This window comes from Gillisia hiemivivida (genome assembly GCF_007997295.1).
Lineage (GTDB): Bacteria > Bacteroidota > Bacteroidia > Flavobacteriales > Flavobacteriaceae > Gillisia > Gillisia hiemivivida.
On the sequence record NZ_VORY01000022.1, the window covers coordinates 1 to 18,068 of the forward strand.

General features: G+C 36.5%; 12 protein-coding genes and 1 pseudogene. 9 read left to right on the plus strand and 4 right to left on the minus strand.

Going from position 1 to position 18,068, the window contains the following annotated elements; translation table 11 throughout:
* The 9 genes and pseudogenes from ES724_RS16535 to ES724_RS14010 all read left to right on the plus strand — a co-directional run.
* A pseudogene (locus ES724_RS16535) lies at nt 1-212 on the plus strand (hypothetical protein); the annotation flags it as partial.
* Nucleotides 213-640: 428 nt separating this feature from the next.
* The gene (kaiC, locus tag ES724_RS13975; protein WP_146933927.1) at nt 641-2,158 is read left to right on the plus strand and encodes a circadian clock protein KaiC; all 1,518 of its coding nucleotides are present in this window, start codon (nt 641-643) and stop codon (nt 2,156-2,158) included.
* A 6-nt stretch (nt 2,159-2,164) separates the two neighbouring features.
* On the plus strand, nt 2,165-2,740 hold the full coding sequence (locus ES724_RS13980; protein ID WP_146933929.1) for a chemotaxis protein CheB: 576 nt from the start codon (nt 2,165-2,167) through the stop codon (nt 2,738-2,740).
* A 237-nt stretch (nt 2,741-2,977) separates the two neighbouring features.
* Nucleotides 2,978-4,003: a chemotaxis protein CheB gene (locus tag ES724_RS13985; RefSeq protein WP_146933931.1), complete on the plus strand. Its 1,026-nt coding sequence runs from the start codon at nt 2,978-2,980 to the stop codon at nt 4,001-4,003.
* Between the two features lie 1,604 nt (nt 4,004-5,607).
* A complete protein-coding gene (locus ES724_RS13990) occupies nt 5,608-5,775 on the plus strand; it encodes a BLUF domain-containing protein (RefSeq protein WP_146933932.1) in 168 nt (55 codons plus the stop codon).
* A gap of 518 nt (nt 5,776-6,293) precedes the next feature.
* Nucleotides 6,294-7,478, plus strand: a complete 1,185-nt coding sequence (locus tag ES724_RS13995; RefSeq protein ID WP_146933934.1) for a sensor histidine kinase — start codon at nt 6,294-6,296, stop codon at nt 7,476-7,478.
* Nucleotides 7,479-7,495: 17 nt separating this feature from the next.
* Nucleotides 7,496-7,936 carry a response regulator gene (locus tag ES724_RS14000; RefSeq protein WP_146933936.1) on the plus strand — a complete coding sequence of 147 codons (441 nt, stop codon included), beginning with the start codon at nt 7,496-7,498 and terminating at the stop codon, nt 7,934-7,936.
* A gap of 22 nt (nt 7,937-7,958) precedes the next feature.
* Nucleotides 7,959-12,488: a PAS domain S-box protein gene (locus ES724_RS14005; protein ID WP_146933938.1), complete on the plus strand. Its 4,530-nt coding sequence runs from the start codon at nt 7,959-7,961 to the stop codon at nt 12,486-12,488.
* 11 nt (nt 12,489-12,499) lie between these two features.
* Nucleotides 12,500-12,916: a response regulator gene (locus ES724_RS14010; RefSeq protein WP_146933940.1), complete on the plus strand. Its 417-nt coding sequence runs from the start codon at nt 12,500-12,502 to the stop codon at nt 12,914-12,916.
* Nucleotides 12,917-13,423: 507 nt separating this feature from the next.
* On the opposite strand, the gene ES724_RS14015 is transcribed toward ES724_RS14010, so the two are convergent.
* The 4 genes from ES724_RS14015 to ES724_RS14030 form a co-directional block, all read right to left on the minus strand.
* Nucleotides 13,424-14,602 carry a proline dehydrogenase family protein gene (locus tag ES724_RS14015; protein WP_146933942.1) on the minus strand — a complete coding sequence of 393 codons (1,179 nt, stop codon included), beginning with the start codon at nt 14,600-14,602 and terminating at the stop codon, nt 13,424-13,426.
* Nucleotides 14,586-15,884, minus strand: coding sequence for a cytosine permease (locus tag ES724_RS14020; protein ID WP_170249904.1), 1,299 nt, complete (start codon nt 15,882-15,884; stop codon nt 14,586-14,588). Before ES724_RS14020 ends, ES724_RS14015 begins: the two co-directional genes overlap by 17 nt.
* Nucleotides 15,885-16,060: 176 nt before the next feature.
* Complete coding sequence (locus tag ES724_RS14025; RefSeq protein WP_146933946.1) at nt 16,061-16,372, minus strand: cupin domain-containing protein; 312 nt, start codon at nt 16,370-16,372, stop codon at nt 16,061-16,063.
* Between the two features lie 15 nt (nt 16,373-16,387).
* Nucleotides 16,388-18,067, minus strand: a complete 1,680-nt coding sequence (locus tag ES724_RS14030) for a hydantoinase B/oxoprolinase family protein (protein WP_146933948.1) — start codon at nt 18,065-18,067, stop codon at nt 16,388-16,390.
* Between the last annotated feature and the right edge of the window lies 1 nt (nt 18,068).

Sequence of the window (18,068 nt, forward strand, 5' to 3'; positions counted from 1 at the left end):
TAAAAAGTCTGGAAGGTAAAACAGAGAAACAAAAAAACCACTATAAGAAAAAAGAGCTAAAAAGATATGTTTGGGCGATAGCTAGACTTGGTGGTTGGAAAGGGTATGAAAGCAAAAGACATCCAGGGATAACAACCCTATGGATAGGATTGAAATATTTTAAAGCCGCAATGGAAGGGTGGACCATTCATAAAGATATGTCCACACGATAGGAAGTATCGGGACAGGTTGACGATAATTTGAAGATTATCATTCTCTCCCATTTTTTAATTCCAAAAGTTAAAACAACTATGGAGAAATTGTTGCTTACTAAAAAATTTTGGAACCCTGTTTGAAGTACAACGAGAGTAAAAATAATAATTTTTATTTCAAAGTAAGTGGAAGGAATTTAAAGAAAAGCTTAAATACTTTACCCAAAAAGAGATTCACAAAAGTTTTAAAGAACGTATTCCCCCCAATCAATCTGTTGATAAGAGGATGTATAAATTAATTTATAATGGCCTTCATTCATTTCAAACTTAAAAAGTTGGAAGAACAGCTAAAGAACCGATAAGCGTACTGCAATAATAATTTCGTAAATTTAGATTGAAAATAATTTTATGATAAGTCCATCTCAATAAAATAATAAAAAACTATCATAATGGCAAAAACTTCAAAAGTAGAAATTACGGCTAAGCCCAATAAGTTACTCAAATGCCCCACCGGTATCAAAGGTTTTGACGAAATTACCGAAGGCGGGCTTCCTAAGATTGGATCCACGTTAGTTTCCGGAAATGCAGGCTCCGGGAAAACGCTTTTTGGGGTTGATTTTCTAATCAAAGGCGCAACCGATTATAACGAGCCAGGGGTTCTCATGTCGTTTGAAGAGACAGAAGAAGAACTCTTTAAAAATGTGGCTTCTCTCAATATGGATTTGAAAGCGCTTGTATCTCAGAAAAAGATTGTGCTCCAACATGTTATTTTAGACCGTAAAGACATTCAAGAGACCGACTTTAATCTTGAGGGGATATTCGTTCTTTTGGAAGATGCTATTGATTCTATCGGTGCCAAACGTGTTGTTTTAGATTCTATCGAATCTATCTTTGCGGGCATTACAGATTTTGGCATTCTTCGCTTAGAGATAAAAAGACTTTTTAGGTGGCTTAAAGAAAAGAAAGTCACGGCAATCTTTACGGGGGAGGCCTCAAAAACCGGATCTTATACACGTCATGGTCTGGAGGAATACATCTCCGATTGCATTGTTCTTCTGGATAACAGAGTCAAAGACGAAATTGCCACCCGTAGAGTTCGCATAATTAAATATCGGGGGTCTCGTCATGGAACAAGCGAATATCCCTTTGTAATAGATGATGAGGGACTGTCAGTAATTCCTATCACGTCAGCAGGACTTGAACAACCGGGCACAGACAAGCGGGTTTCATCAGGCATTCCATCGTTAGATAAATTGTTCACGGGTAAAGGTTATACCAAAGGCAGCACCATACTGGCTTCGGGAACTGCGGGCTGCGGAAAAACAAGTTTTGGGGCGGCATTCGCAGTTGAAAGTTGTAAACGTGGGGAACGCTGTCTTCTCTTATCTTATGAAGAATCGGCAGGACAACTTACTCAAAACATGAAATCTATCGGCATTGATTTTACGCCTTGGATAAAAAAAGGGCTCTTAAAGATTGTGGCTCTAAGACCATCCTTTCTTGGTTTGGAGATGCATCTATTGACTGTTTATAAGCTCGTTGATAGTTTCAAACCAAAGTCTGTGGTGGTAGACCCATTAACAAGTCTTATTGGCGAAGGCGACGAGCGTGAAGTTGCATCGATGCTTACCCGTATGATTGACCTCTTAAAATCCAAGAGCATCACGACTTTTTTTACAAGCCTTGTTTCTGCTAATTTTAAAAGTAATACAAGTGGCGAAATTGGTGTTTCATCTCTAATTGACACCTGGATTGTTGTGAGAATGGTAGAAGATGATGAAGGCAGAAGACGCACCCGGGAAGTATTCATTGTGAAATCTCGTGGCACTAACCATAATACTGATGTGCACAAATTTACTATGAGCGATGATGGAATAAGCGTGACGCCTTATGATGAATCTACTTTTAACCGAAATGAAAAAAAGAATTTTGATAAGAATGTTGCTGAGAATAAAAAAAATAAATAACAATCAATGAAAACAGTGCAACCTATATTCATTGTTGGCATTGGTGGCTCAGCCGGAGCGCTAAACGCGTATAAGGTGCTACTGGATGCAATGCCGCTTGATACAGGTATGGCATTTGTTATTATTTCCCACATGAACCCAACCGCCCATAGTCAGTTGGCTAAAATACTACAGAGGCACACGAAAATGTCAGTAACCGTAGCTTTTGAGGCAATGCCTATTCTTGCGAATCATGTTTACGTAATTCCTACAGACTCGGATCTTACGATGGAAAATTATAGGTTCAAAGTAATTTCACCTCGCATTAGCAGGAACAAACAGATAGATATATTTTTTATTTCCCTTGCAAGTGAAATAGGTGTGCGTGCAATAGGCATTATCCTTTCGGGATATAATGGTGATGGCACCGAGGGCTGCAGGCATATCAAAGCTAACGGAGGAAAAACCTTTGTCCAGGACAATTCTGCCGAAGTTGACCACATGCCGATTAGCGCCCAGATGGCAGGCTGTGTTGATTTCGTATTACCACTTAAAAAAATTCCAGCTAAGCTGAAAAAATTAGCAGCGGCACTTAAAACTTAGAAACGATTTACAAACACGAAAATATTAGTTGGGAATTAAAAGTGTGTTATTAATTAACTTTGCTATGGCTTGACTTTTTTGTGATTTAAAATCCGTTATATCGGCAAGCCTGAAATATTGTACACCATTTAGGGAACCTTGCTAAAATAAAACCTACCGAGACACTTTTATTATCTTCCCCTTCGCTTTCAGATCAACCACGGCTGTATTCTTAATATTTATAAAAAATTTTAAAAAATGAAAGCACCAAAATTTATAATTGTAGTTGGCACTTCCGCGGGCGGTATGAATGCGCTGATTGAATTTGTTTCGCAGTTGAAAGAAAATATAGATGCAGCTTTTTTTATCGTGATGCACTTATCACGCACAAGTATCAGTGATTTTTTAGTGCATCGTCTTCAACCTCATACCTCTTTAAAATGTGAAGTAGCAAAAGAAGATGCTAAAATAGAAAAAGGGCATATTTACGTTGCTGCACCCAATCAACATTTACTCGTTAAGAAAAATAAAATTATTCTTGGCTGGGGTCCTGAAGAAAATCGTTGGCGACCTTCCATCGATGTATTGTTTCGTTCAGCCGCTGCCGCTTACAGTACAAGAGTTATTGGGATTGTATTAACTGGCTCACTAGATGACGGAACTACAGGTATGTTAGCCATTAAAAGAAGTGGAGGTACCTGTATGGTACAAGACCCTAACGAAGCAGAATATCCTGACATGCCCCTATCGGTTCTTAATAACATGGAAGTTGATTACTGCATTCCGCTCCATCAAATGGGTGAGACAATTTTTGAAATTAGTCAAAATAACCCCGAAGAAATTGCTGCCCCTCAAGATGTTATTATAGAATCTGAAATTGCTGAAAGAGTAGTGGTGGATTATGAGCATGTAAAACAATTAGGCGAAAAAAGTATTTATGCCTGCCCCGATTGCGGCGGTGGATTGTGGGACATCCCAAAACAAAATGTCGGCCTGAATGACAAAGTCGGGCAGGGAAATTCCGACCGTTACCGTTGTCATATTGGGCATTCGTATTCTGAAAAAGATTTGGTAGTGAAGCAGGGAGAAATATTAGAATCTACACTATGGATAGCTTTGCGTATTATGGAGGAACGCAGAACGCTCCTTAAGAAAATGGAAGATGATAACCAGAAAAAAGGATTGTCTAAAATGGCATCAAGCTATCAGGAAAAAGGAGAAGATATACAATTTCATGTTGACAAGATGAAAGAAATTTTATACGCGACTCAAGACACGTTGTAAATAAAGTCTTACCTCCGAATTTTTCTAAAAGCTTAAGAATAAATTCGTCTCCTGTAAATTTTAGCTGCATTAGCTGCAGAGTGCGAATCCGATGGCTCGGCTCCTAGAATTTTTAGAATTATTTTTCCCTGAACCCTTGTGATATACTTCAATGGCCGGCAACTAGGTTCTTGTTTGTAGTTACAGAAGACTTTTCTGCAATATTCGCTTGTTTTAATTAAAGCAAGTAGCGTGACAAGACATGCGTACCTGAAGATGTAGTCTCTAAAATAACATTTTTATTAAATATCTGCTTTTTTCGAGTCCAATGGGCAATTATGCTATTTGAAATGGTTGCGTCACCCTGAGACCCGTGATAAAAAAAATTATCTAGCGTAGGAAATTGACGTATGATGGTTCTCAGCAGATTTATTGTTTTAAGAACTTCTTTTTTGCAGTGTAGTGCTTCCCCAGCGTAAAATTTTCGAAGCCTTGGAGAAAATTTAGCTGGGGAAGTACGGTTCCAATTATGCGGTAGCATAATTGGAAACACCTACAAAAAAGTGTCCTTTTTTTGGTTCCGTTTTTTTGGACTAACAAAAAAATGAACAGTCATTAAAATTAATCAAAGCTTTATAGACCAAAGGGAGTGTTTTACAAATTCTTGGAATTACCTCAATGAGAACACAAATCGTATTAAAAACTTGCAAGGAATTAAGTTTGTTAATTACCTATAAATCAGCAACTTACAGAATACGTCAATGGTAACTTGTTTCAGGGTCTTATACCCACATAAATGAGATGCTGAAACGAGTTCAGCATGACGGAAACAATCTGTAATTAATTAGTTATAAACTACTTACTGGAAAAAAAGTGGACATACAAAAATAAATTTAAGTCTAATTTAACAAAAAATAATTAACTAAAATCTTAATTAAAACCTTTGGCTGTAGTTTAATCCATCGTTGTTTTAAAGTCCTCCCCTCAGGGGAGGATTTAGGAGGGGATGAGATTCCAATTTATTTTAACTCATTCCAACCCCAGCCCTTCCCCAAGGGAAGGGAGCAAATATTTATTATTATCAACGCTTCTCTAAACTAGAGCCAAACCTTTTAAAACTAGTATTGTAAAGACTTATATGGCATTTTAAAATATTGTTATCCTAGATAAGTTGGGGATTAAGTTCAATTATTACAATGCTGAATAGCTTTTTAAACATTACTAAAAGTGTGTTGAAGAATTATCTATTATCAAAAAAGTTTCTCTTTTTGAGATGTCCTATCTTTTGGCCCGCACTCAGCCGCAGTGCGGTCTAGAGGACTTCATTCGACTATTTCTCAGGATAAACTTCTCATTTTTTTGCATTTGTAATTTAATAAAAAGCTCCAGATTTCTCTAAAACTTATAGTGCTTCGAGAGGACTCGAACCTCAATGTAATCGCAAAAGGACATTGACACACATCAAAATTTAATAACTATTAACACTTGGATGTAATATTTTGCCAATTGTGAAATTATATTAATATTCGTAAGTTTTTTAGTCCTAATTTAATGTTTAGCAAAAATTATCCTTGAAGACCCTACAAAGGATAGTATTTCCCCCTTAAATTTTATAGACCACTATTATGAGATATGCTATTTCTTACGTGAGTACTGCAAACATAGATTTTCAAGATCAGGATATTGCAAATATGATGATTAAAACAAAACAATTTAATTCTGAAGAAAAAATAACAGGTATTTTGCTGTATAACGAAAGAAGTTTTTTTCAACTTATCGAGGGTGAAAAGTAAACAATTCAGAAACTGTACGAAAAGATCAAGCAAGATTCCCGACACAAAAATATTATTAAAATCTTAGAAAAACCGGTATTCGAACCTGCCTTTGATGGTTATTTAACTGATTTCATTACCGACACAAAGAAATTTGATGAACCTCAATTAAAACACTACTTACACTATATTGAAGTTTTAGATCCTGAATCGGAAAAGGGAATAAAACGGGTAATTGAGGTAATGATGGCTTAAAGAAATTTTTAGATTCGCTTTAATTATTTCTTTACCTACCATGTAAAAATTTTTAACAAATTAAACTTCCTTCATATTTGTTAAAGTATAGTTAAATATTTTATATTGTGGCGTCTATCAACGGATTAACATCACGGTTTTTCCGTTAAAACGAAGCAAATGTCACTTACGGGCGATTTATCAGGATTTACTTAAAAAAAATCGAATTTCCTGATCAAAATAAACATTCTGTTTAAGACTTTTCTGCATTCAGCGTTGGGAAAGCGATCTCAAAAATATTTAATATGGAAAGTAAAATTGATAAACATCCTAATTCATATAATGAAGAAAAAACAATGACTGCACTCGAACTGTCTGAGCAAGCATTGGAGGCAAAGGATGAGGAGAAAAATGAAATCGCCATTAAGCTGGCAATGGCCGTAAAAGAACTCTCTTTTCAAATTGAAGAAAATGGAAAAAGAGCAGAAGAACTAATTGTTGCAAATAAAGAACTCGCTTTTCAAAGCGCGCAAAAAGATAAACGCGCAGCAGAACTCGTTAGTGCCAACAAAGAACTTGCTTTTCAAAACGAGCAAAAAGATAAACGTGCAGCAGAACTAGATATTGCCAATAAAGAACTGGCTTTTCAAAACGAGGAAAAAGATAAACGTGCAGCAGAACTCGTAATTGCCAACAGAGAACTTGCTTTTCAAAAAGGGGAAAAGAAAAAAAGAGCTGTCGAATTAATCGATTCCAACAAAGAAGTTGACGAATTGGAAAAGAGGGTGAAAGAGCGCACTGAAGATTTAGAATCTTTTTCATATTCTGTATCGCATGATTTGCGCACACCACTTCGTGCTATTAACGGATACGCACAAATGCTAGGAGAAGATTACGGCAATGTGCTAGATGCCGAAGGAAAAAGATTGCTAGGGGAAGTGAGAAGCAATGCAAAAAAAATGGGTGTGCTTATAGATGACCTTCTTACATTTTCCAGATTGGGTAGAAAAGGAGTTAGAAAGTCTAATGTAGAGATGAATAAGTTGATTGAAACTGTTCTTGCCGAAATTAATCAAAGCCTAGCGCATAATGCCGAAATAAGGTTTAGCAATCTGCTTCCTGCGACAGCAGACTATATTTTATTGAGACAGGTAATCACCAACCTTCTTTCCAACGCCATAAAATATTCTTCAAAAAAAGAGAATCCGGTGATAGAAATAAAGTCGGAGCTAAAAAACGGAGCGCTCATATATTCTGTTAGCGATAATGGTGCAGGCTTCGATATGCAATATGTAAATAAATTGTTCGGGGTGTTTCAGCGACTACATTCCGATGAAGAATTTTCAGGCACAGGAGTAGGGCTTGCAATTGTACAACGAATTATTCATAAGCACGATGGAAAAGTATGGGCTCAAGGGATAGAAGGCGAAGGCGCAACCTTCTTTTTCAGCTTACCATTTAATGAGGAAAAAACAACAGAAAACGTATAGTTTAAATTAACCAAATTATGGAATATAATACAGTCGAAATCCTGCTCATAGAAGATAACATGAACGATGCTGAGTTGGCAATTCGTGCATTTCGCAAAGGCAATATAAGCAATAATCTTATCCACCTTAAAGACGGAGCACAAGCACTCGAGTTTCTTTTTGGAACTGGAAAGTTTGAAGGCAGGGACACTAGTATTAAACCAAAAGTAATTCTGCTCGATCTAAAAATGCCGAAAATGGATGGGCTGGAAGTACTAACTCATATAAAGGCAAACAAACTTACAAAAGCAATTCCAGTTGTGGTGCTTACTTCTTCCAAAGAGCATCCTGATATAGAACGTGCCTATTCGTTAGGTGCTAATAGTTATATTGTAAAGCCGGTTGAGTTCGATGAATTTACAAAAATCGTCGCAGACCTTGGTTTTTACTGGCTGCTGAAGAATCAACCTCCTGTTTAAATAAGCAATAAATCACTAGAAATTGAAAACTAAATTAAAAATACTCCATCTCGAAGACATTGCTACTGACGCGGAATTAGTGGAAAGAGAATTGAAAAAAGGAAATATTCAATTTGAGAAATTGGTTGTTGGTAATAAAGCAGCCTTTGAAAAAGCGCTTAATGAATTTAATCCTGAAATCGTACTAGCCGATCACACACTTCCTTCCTTTGATTCTTTAGAAGCAATAAAGATGATGAAGCAAAAAGGAATAAAAATCCCTATCATACTGGTTTCTGCAACTGTATCTGACGAATTTGCTGTGGAAGTAATGAAAGCAGGAGCAGATGATTATATTTTAAAAGACAGACTCCATCGCCTGCCACAGGCAGTGCTGAGTGCCATGGAGAAATATCGTTTAAAACGGGCAAAGGAAGTAATTGTAGATGAATTAAAAAGTAGTGAGCTTCATTTAAAAGAAGCGCAGGGAATTGCTAAATTGGGCAGTTGGGAAACAGACTTACAAACCTATAATGTAAAATGGTCGGACGAAATACACCGTATTTTTGAAACGAATCCAGAAACATTTCAAGTTACACATGAAGCCTTTCTTCATTATACACATCCGGATGATCGTACTAAAGTTAATGAAGCTTTTGAAAACTCGATTATCAGTCAAACACTCAATTCTGTAGAGCACAGGATCCTTACAGCAAACGGGACGCTGAAACACGTAATAGAAAATTGGATAATATTTCAAGACGATAATGGCCAACCTGTTCGTGCAGTAGGAACCTGTCAAGATATCACAGAAAGAAAACTTGCCGAGGAAGAAATAACTAAGTTATCACTTGTTGCTAGAAAGACCAGCAATGCCGTAGTTATTACCGATGCACAAGGTAAAATTCAGTGGGTAAATGATGCTTTTACCCGGATGACAGGTTTTGAGCTTAACAAAATTATTGGGAAAAAACCGGGTTCTTTTTTACAAGGGCCCGAAACTGATCAAGAAGTTGCTGATTACATGCGCAGAAAAATTAGCAAAAGTCAAGCTTTTCAGTGTGATATAATTAATTATTCAAAATCCGGCAAAAAATATTGGACTAATATAAAATGCCAGCCCGAATTTGATTCCACAGGTAAACTTACAGGCTTCTTTTCTATTCAAACAGATATAACTAAGGACAAAGAAGCTGAACAAGCTATAGCTAAATTAACCGAAAGGATGACTCTAGCTACCAATTCGGCAAAAATTGGAATATGGGAATGGGACGTTGTAAACGATCACCTTATTTGGGATAAAATCATGTACCAAATTTTCGGAGTTGTAGAAGATGAATTTAGTGGCGCATATGAAGCATGGGAAGCCATTGTTCATCCTGATGATATTGAAAAAGCTAACAAAGATTCAAATGACGCTTTAGCAGGCATTCGTGATTATGAGTCAGAATTCAGGGTTGTGTGGCCAGATAAATCTGTTCATTGTATTAAAGGAAATGCTACGGTTATGCGCGATCCTACAGGGAAACCTTTGCGAATGATAGGTACAAATCTCGATATAACTGAGAAAAAAAGACTGGAGAAAGCAGTGGAAACTGAAAGAGATCAATTCTTTGAAATATTTTCAAATGCTCCATCTGCTATAGGAATGTTGAAAGGCGCAAATCATGTTTTTGAAATGGCAAACCCACTTTATTTACAGTTAATAGGCAAAAAAGATATCATAGGAAAAACTGTAGCTGAAGTACTTCCAGAAGTAATTGAACAAGGGTTCGTTAGCCTGTTAGATCATGTTTACCAAACCGGCGAATCGTACACTGGAGCAGAGAAATTAGTTAAGGTAAATACGGAAGGGAATGGTGATTTTACTGATATTTATATAGACTTCGTTTATCAAGCTTATAGAAATGGTGAAGGAAATATAGAAGGTGTTTTCTTTTTTATTAATGATATCACCGAACAAATAGTGTCGAATAAAAAAATCGAAAAAAGCGAGAAGCAATATCGCCAGATTGTAGAAACGGCACAGGAGGGAATTTGGAAGGTCGATGAGTTCAACAAAACCAACTTTGTTAATCAAAAACTTTGTGAAATATTAGAATATACAAAAGGTGAAATGCTTGGAAAAGAATTTTATTATTTCATGGATGAAGAGGGCAAACAATTTGCAGAAAAATTAATTCAGGATAGGCAAAGTGGAAAGGCAGGAAATCATGATTTTAAATTTATTTCAAAAAGTGGAAATGAAATCTGGACCAGTATTTCAGCTAACCCCATTTTTGATGAAGCAGGTGTTTATAAAGGAAGCCTGGCTATGGTAACTGATATTACGGATCGAAGAATCACAAATGAAAAACTTGTGAACAGTGAAGCAAGATTTAGAGGTTTGATTCAGTCGCAAACAAATTATGTGATAAGAACAGATCTCGAGGGCAGATATACCTATGGCAACAAGAAGTTTAGAGATGATTTTGGGTGGATCTATGGGCAAAAGGATATCGTGGGCGAGCAATCCATGGTCTCTATTAATGAATACCATCACCCTCGCGTCCTAGCGACTGTCGAAAAATGCATGTCAAATCCAGGTCAGGTTTTTCAGATAGAAATTGATAAGCCGGCAAAGGGAGGAGGAGTAAAAACCACTCTCTGGGATTTTATATATCTAAAGGGAACTACAAATGAACCCGATGAAGTTCAATGTGTAGGTATTGATATTACAGATAGGGTCCAGGCAAATAAGGCATTGAAAAAAAGCAATACGCGTTATGAATTGGTTTCCAAGGCGACATCAGATGCTATTTATGACTGGGACCTCAAATCAAACGTTTTACTGTATGGGGAAGCATTTTATGCCATGTTTGGTTATTCCCAGGAAGAATTTTCTCCTACAATAGAAGCTTTTCTTGAAAAAATTCACCCTGAAGAAAAGCATCATATAACCGAAAGTCTGAATAACAGTATTGAAGGAATGGAAAGCCATTGGACAGCCGAATATAGGTTCAAAAAAGCAGATGGAAAGTATTCTTCTGTAATAGAAAAAGGATTTATTCTTCGGGACGAAAATGGCAAGGCCTTTCGTATGGTTGGTGCAATCCAGGATTTTACAGAGAGAAAGAAACTGGAAGAACTTTTAGACGAGGCCTCCAGATTTGCGCGAATTGGGAGTTTTGAAATAGATTGTGAAAAGGACACCCTGTTTTGGTCCCCGGTGACTAAAGAAATTCATGAAGTAACTTTGGATTACAACCCTACTCTTGAAAAAGGAATTCTTTTTTACAAAGCAGAAGAAAGCAGGAATGCCATGTCCAATGCATATATAAATGCTCTTAATGAAAACATTCCTTATGATCTTGAAATGCAGATAATAACAGCAAATGGAAATGAACGCTGGATTAGAAAAATAGGCCGGCCAACTTTTGTAGATGGGAAATGTGTGCGAATTAATGGGAGCTTTCAAGATATTACAAATATGAAAAATTCAGAACAGCAGGCCTTGAAAGCTTCAGAAGAAAAAGAGATTATTCTTGAGAGTATAGGAGATGCCTTTTTTATGGTTGATAATGATTGGAATGTGACATATTGGAATCAACATTCTGAAGACTTATTGAAATGCGCCAAAGCTGAAATAATAGACAAAAATCTTTGGAATGTTTTTCCTGATGATATCCACACACAATTTTATAGCTGTTTTCATAAAGCTGTTAGGGAAAAGTCGATAGAAAATTTTGAAGAATACTATGACAGGGTAAACAAATGGTTTGAGGTTACTGCTTATCCATCAAATAGCGGACTCTCAGTTTATTTTAAAGATGTAACTGAAAGAAAAGAATCGGAGTTGCAAATTATAGAACTCAATAAAAACCTAAAGGCACATACAGAGGAGCTTGTTGAGGCTAATAAAGGGCTCGAGCAGTTTTCATTTATAGTGTCACACAACCTTCGCGCACCTGTGGCCAATATTCTTGGACTTGCAGATTTAATTGGTAAAGAAGACTACACTCAAGAAGTGAAAAACGATTTTCTGGAGGCACTACTCGATAATGTGAAACGCCTTGATGTTGTGATTTCCGATCTTAATTCGATTTTACAAGTAAAAGTGGAGATGGATGCGAAGAAACAAACGGTAATTCTCAATGATCTTGTATACTCTATAAAGAGCAGTATTCAAAATTTAATCGAAAAGAAAAAAGTACAGATCACAACACATTTTGATGTGCCTGCCATCCATACCGTACAAAGTTACCTTCACAGCATCTTTTACAACCTCATAGTAAACAGTATTAAATATTGCAAGCCGGGAGTTCCTCCTCAAATAATGATAAGATCTGAATTAAAAGAAGGATCTGTGGTGCTCACTTTTGAAGATAACGGCATGGGAATTGATTTAGCAAAAAAGGGGAAACAGGTTTTTGGTCTTTATAAAAGATTTCATCACCAGATAGAAGGCAAAGGGATGGGATTGTTTCTCGTAAAAACCCAGGTTGAATTGCTCGGTGGTAAAATTTCAATAGAGAGTGAAGTTAATGCAGGGACAAAATTCACTATTACAATTAAGGAAACAACTTTAAATTAAATTTACTGAGAATGAAAAAGAAACTGCGCTATATGGTGGTTGATGATGACGCTACCAATAATATGATCTGTAAATTCACAATTAAACGCTTTGATGAGGAGGCAGAGATACTAATATTTAATGAACCCGAAGAAGCGCTCGCTTTTATAAGAGAGAATTACGGCAAAAATACTGAAGCAGTGCCCACGGTACTATTTCTTGACATTAATATGCCCACTATGACTGGTTGGGAGTTTTTAGATGATTTTGCGCAGTTTGAAGAATCGTTGAAGGAACAATTCACCATATACATATTATCTTCTGCAATCGAAGATTTTATAAAGGAAAAAGAAATATACCCCTGTATTCAGGGATTTCTTTCCAAACCTTTAAAAATAAACAATCTTGAGAGTGTAAAGGAGGAGCTATCCGAGTCACAGGTTTATTAGATCCTATTTTTGTTTTATGTTCGTCTTTAAAAGTGATCTCCTCAAATTTCAAATTTTGAGATTAGCCTACTAGGATCTATACCTCAATTTGTTTAAACAAAATTTTAAAAAAGTATTAGTCGGGTGGTTACCCATAAAATAAGCTCCAGATTTCTCTGAAGCTTTTTCTTTTTGGCCTGCACTGAGCTTGACGAAGTGCGGGCGAGAGGACTTCCTTCGACTACGATCAGGATAAACTTCATATCCTCTTGCCTTGCGGCACCAGATTCTAAGTCTAGTAGAAACCTAGCGTACGTTGATAAATCATTGGTAATGAGAGTCATCTAAATTAAATCCTAGGTAATATTTAAATGAATTTGCACTTATTTGAGCAATTAATATTGCTAAACAGTACTATTGCGTGAATTAACAAAACTGATTAAAATTAGACCGTGAATAAAACACTTTGCGAATAAGTCTAATGATTCCATAGAGTAAACTTTTAAAACAGCCGTTTTAATAAAATCGTTAAAAAGGCTTTAACAATTTCCTCCTTTTCATTTCATTTTTTATCAAATATAGCTCTCTTGAAGTCTGACCTGCTACGGAGGTGTTTTCTTCAGCTCTCCTAAGCAAATATGGCATTACATCTTTTACCGGACCATATGGTAGGTACTTTGCAACATTGTATCCGAAGTTTGCGAGATTGTAACTAATATGGTCACTCATGCCAAAAAGTTGACCAAACCAGATTCGTTTATCATTTTCTGCTATTTTACAACTCTGCATAATCTGCAATACTAAATAAGTGCTTTCTTCATTATGTGTGCCGACAAACAAAGCCATGTTTTCCAAATTCTTTATCATGTATACAAGTACTGCGTTAAAGAGTGCATCGGTCGTTGCTTTATCCTTGCAGATGGGATCTTGATATCCTAATCTAATTGCCCTTTCCCGTTCTTTTTCCATATAGGCGCCCCGTACGAGTTTCATACCTATCTTAAACCTACCTTCAGTTGCCTTTTGATGCAGTTCTTTTAGATAGTCCAATCTATCATGACGATAGAGTTGGAGGGTGTTAAATACAATTGCTGTTTCTTTATTATATTTAAACATCATACTTTCTGCCAATTCATCAGCAGCATCTTGCATCCAACTCTCTTCGCCGTCTATTAAAATAAGAACATTATATTCATATGCTTTCCTACAAACCCGATCGTACCGATTTTTAATTCTATTCCATTCAACATGTTCTTCTTGGGTCAGCTTTTTCCCCTCTGTCAATTTCTCATAAATCTCAAAACGGCCAAACCCTGTTGGTTTAAATACTATATAGGGGATGGCTTTATTATGTCTGGCGTATTCCAGAGTTTTCAGAATTTTAAACATCGCCTTGTCAAATTGCCCTTCTTCTTCTTTCCCCTCTACAGAATAATCTAACACAGTATGCACATTTTTTGAAAACATTCTATCAATTACCGGTAAGCAATCGTCTTCCGTGATTCCCCCACAGAAATGGTCAAAAACGGTAGAGCGAATCAATCCTTCGACGGGCAACCGAAATTTTAGCGCAAACTTGGTTACTGCAGTTCCTATTTTCACCAAGGTATCCCGTTTTATCAATTCGAAAAGAAATCGTGCTCTTTCAAGTTCTGAATCTGATTTAAGCGCTAAAGCTACTTCTGTATTATCAAATATTTTTCCCACTTAATTCTATATTTAGTATATTATTTAAAACAGCATATAGTGCACCTGAAACGATTAAAGATTGTACTGCTGGTATTCCAATAGGAAATTGATATTGTGTTAAATATCCTACTAAAAGACCCACCATAATACTTATTGTAGCCAACCAATTCCAAGATTTTTCTGTCGTAAACACAGTTTTGCTTACAAAAAAGTAATGCGCCATTATAACTCCGGCTATAACGGGAACTATTAACGCTAGCGTATAAAGGAAATTAACAAACTGGTCCATAATGCCTATTAATGCTAAAATGATTCCTAATACGGCGAAAACCAGCGTCATTGTTTTTCTACTTTTATTATCATGTAGATTAAACATATTGCACAACACCAGACCACCCGTATAATTACTTACCAATTGACTGGTCCACGTTGCGACCCATAACACTACAAAGCCCCAAGCAGGAAAACCAAGTTCTTGCATCACCTGTACGATATCCGAATTACCAGTACCCATAGACATTATACCACCGACTATAAACAGTGGGAAACCTACGATGATAATGCCCAACGGAATTAAAATATTGTCTCTCCATGTAGGCTTTGCAAATCTTGTATAATCTGGTGCAATTAACCATTGCGCAACATTAATACTGATAACCAGATTGATTGCCCCAATAAAAGACATTGAGCCTTCCGGGTTCCATGCGGTTATTTTTTCCCAACCCATATTATTTATGGATAAATAGAGCGCTACGGTTACCAGCAGCAATCCGGCTGGTATGGCTACATAATCTACCCATTTAATGGAAGCATATCCTAAAATGGAAGGAATCGCAAAAAGAAAACCGATACCCGCAGTACTTAAAATATATAACAAGAAATTTTCATCTTTATTAATGCCTACCAAAGCACTAAAAGCATCTGCGGCAACAGAGGTCTGTATGGCCCACCAACCTAAAGTCAAGGCTAAAATGACAATACCTACTATGATTCGTGATTGCTCTTTTCCAAAACTTAAAGATGCCAGTGCTGATGATGTTAAGCCTGTTTTTGCACCGATATAACCTTGTATGGCGTTACCTATCCATTGAAAAAATACAAGTGCTATCATTAAAATGCCTATAATTTCTAAAAGACTAAAATTGCCTATTAGAATACCTCCTATCAACAATACCGGGATACAAAACTCTAAGCCGCCAAAAATAAAAGCGGGCACATACCAAGGTTGTCTTGCATTTTCTGGTATAGCTTCTGATGCATAATCAGTATGTTCTTGTGAGTTTGTTATTGTATTTTCCAATTTTAATAATTTAGTGATAGGTTCTCTAATTCAGTTTATGCATAGCCGCTTGACGTCCTAATGGATATTCTGAATTTTGTAAATATGACCACCCTTTAGGGCTGGGGCAAAGACATATTCGGCTATGGGATATTAAAATTAACTTTTAGTAATGTATGCGGATATACGTTTCAGTTTTATGTTTCCTTAAACAAAAAGAAAAGGATTTTACTATCCTCCAAGGTTTCTGTTTTGCGGATTTCGTCTTTATTTAAATAAATTAAATCACCTTGGTTCATGACTTTTTCGTTTCGATCTTTGGTAAATACCTTTAATTTTCCTGAAATTAAATAGGTTATTTCATGAGCACCTAGTGTCTTAAAAGGAAGAACCTGTCCTTTCTTTAAAACTACTGAACCACAATCTACAGCGACTCCTTTTTCTTGTTTTTGAATGATATATTTTAAATAATCATCATTTTCTGGATAACTTAATTTTATTACTTCCATATCTTAAGCAATTAGTTATAGTCCTGCCATTTTAGGGTAATGTTCCAAGGCCTGTTCTTTGGTAATGAAGCCGTTCTTTAAATCTCTCTGAATTTTCTCTAAAGGTCTGTTTTCAGGATTACCATAACCACCACCTGTAGCGGTTACCAATTTTACTCTATCGCCTTTATTCAGCTTGACATTTGTTACAACATTATAGGTCTCTTCTGTACCATCTGTTCTTATTACCGTAAAGTAGTTGTAGCTTCCTTCTTTTCCTTCAAAAAGTCCCCAAGTAGGAATTGAATATCCTAGAAAAGCCCCAGTTAAGAAAGCCTCTTCAGACAATATTTTAAACGTTAGATATTGGCCATTCCCACCTTGAAATTCTCCGTATCCACCTCCTTCGTTATGAAATGCATATTCTTCTACAACCACTCCGTATTTTCTTTCTCGAGTTTCTGCTGGAATGTTGTAAGACTCCCCGTGTGCATAAGAGAATTGTCCGCGATTCCCATCGTGAGTTGCGCAACCTCCCCAACCTCCAGAAAGTGGTTCTGCTTGCACATAAAACTCATTAGTTACGGGATGAACACCAGAAATATAAGTTACACATACCGATCTAAAATGTCCAGCAGGTAATTTATCTGGAACAACAGGGCCTAATGTTTTTAACAATAGATCTATGGCCGCCAAGAACACTTCATAATAAACAGATATTGGTGCAGGTGCTTCTGCACTCACGATTGTCTTTTCTGGACAAATTAATTTAACATGCTTAAAAGATCCATTATTAGCAGGTAATGTTGGTGTGGTTATAGATTTGAAAGCTGCTCTAACTGCAGTTTCTAAACCAGTTCTGGATAAATTCAGCGGACCTTTTAACTGTTCGTGAGACCCTGTGAAATCACAGGTCATATTCTCATCTGAGATTGTTATTTTTAATTTTATTGGAAAAGGGCCATTTCCAAAACCATCATTTTCTATCCATCCTGTATTTTCATAAACTCCATTCGGAATTTTTTTCAACTCTTTTAAACTAATTCGTTCCCCATATTCCATGAATTCTTCAGCAGCTTGTTTGTAAGCTTCCAAACCATATTTATCTATGAGCTTTATAATTCTCTCTGCTCCTACATCATTAGCCGCAATACCCGAAAACAAATCCCCTAAAGTACTTTTTGGCAATCTTACATTGGCTTCTAACATCTTAACAAGGGCTTGATTTAGTTTACCTTCTTCTTTAATTTTAACAAAAGGAAAATGAATGCCCTCTTGATAAATTTCTGTTGATACTGTTGATACCGAACCTGGATTTGTACCGCCAATGTCTGTCCAATGCGCCTTATTTACAGTAAAAGCTATACGCTCACCTTTATAAAAAATAGGTGTAATTAGAGCTATATCCGATAAATGTGTTCCACCTCCGGCATAAGGCGTATTGGCAATAATGACATCGCCCTCTTTTAATGGATTGTCCTCCCCAAATCGTTCTAATGTTTCTTCTACCACAAGGCTCATTGCAGCTAAAAAAGTAATTACTCCATTACCTTGAGCTAGTAATCGTCCTTCCCCGTCCGTAATTCCAACAGCATAATCTAATGCCTCATAAATGATAGGGCTCATACTGGTCCGCTGAATGGTTTCAAACATGGCCTCACCAATTGAGATTAAGGAATCCTGAATGATATCTGATGTAAATTTATTTAAACCCATG

Bases quoted from the DNA above. Each gene is read 5' to 3' on its own strand.
- kaiC (WP_146933927.1), top strand. From the start codon at position 641: ATGGCAAAAACTTCAAAAGTAGAAATTACGGCTAAGCCCAATAAGTTA.
- ES724_RS13985 (WP_146933931.1), top strand. From the start codon at position 2,978: ATGAAAGCACCAAAATTTATAATTGTAGTTGGCACTTCCGCGGGCGGT.
- ES724_RS14030 (WP_146933948.1), bottom strand. From the start codon at position 18,067: ATGGGTTTAAATAAATTTACATCAGATATCATTCAGGATTCCTTAATC.
- ES724_RS13995 (WP_146933934.1), top strand. From the start codon at position 6,294: ATGGAAAGTAAAATTGATAAACATCCTAATTCATATAATGAAGAAAAA.
- ES724_RS14010 (WP_146933940.1), top strand. From the start codon at position 12,500: ATGAAAAAGAAACTGCGCTATATGGTGGTTGATGATGACGCTACCAAT.
- ES724_RS14025 (WP_146933946.1), bottom strand. From the start codon at position 16,372: ATGGAAGTAATAAAATTAAGTTATCCAGAAAATGATGATTATTTAAAA.
- ES724_RS14000 (WP_146933936.1), top strand. From the start codon at position 7,496: ATGGAATATAATACAGTCGAAATCCTGCTCATAGAAGATAACATGAAC.
- ES724_RS13980 (WP_146933929.1), top strand. From the start codon at position 2,165: ATGAAAACAGTGCAACCTATATTCATTGTTGGCATTGGTGGCTCAGCC.
- ES724_RS13990 (WP_146933932.1), top strand. From the start codon at position 5,608: ATGAGATATGCTATTTCTTACGTGAGTACTGCAAACATAGATTTTCAA.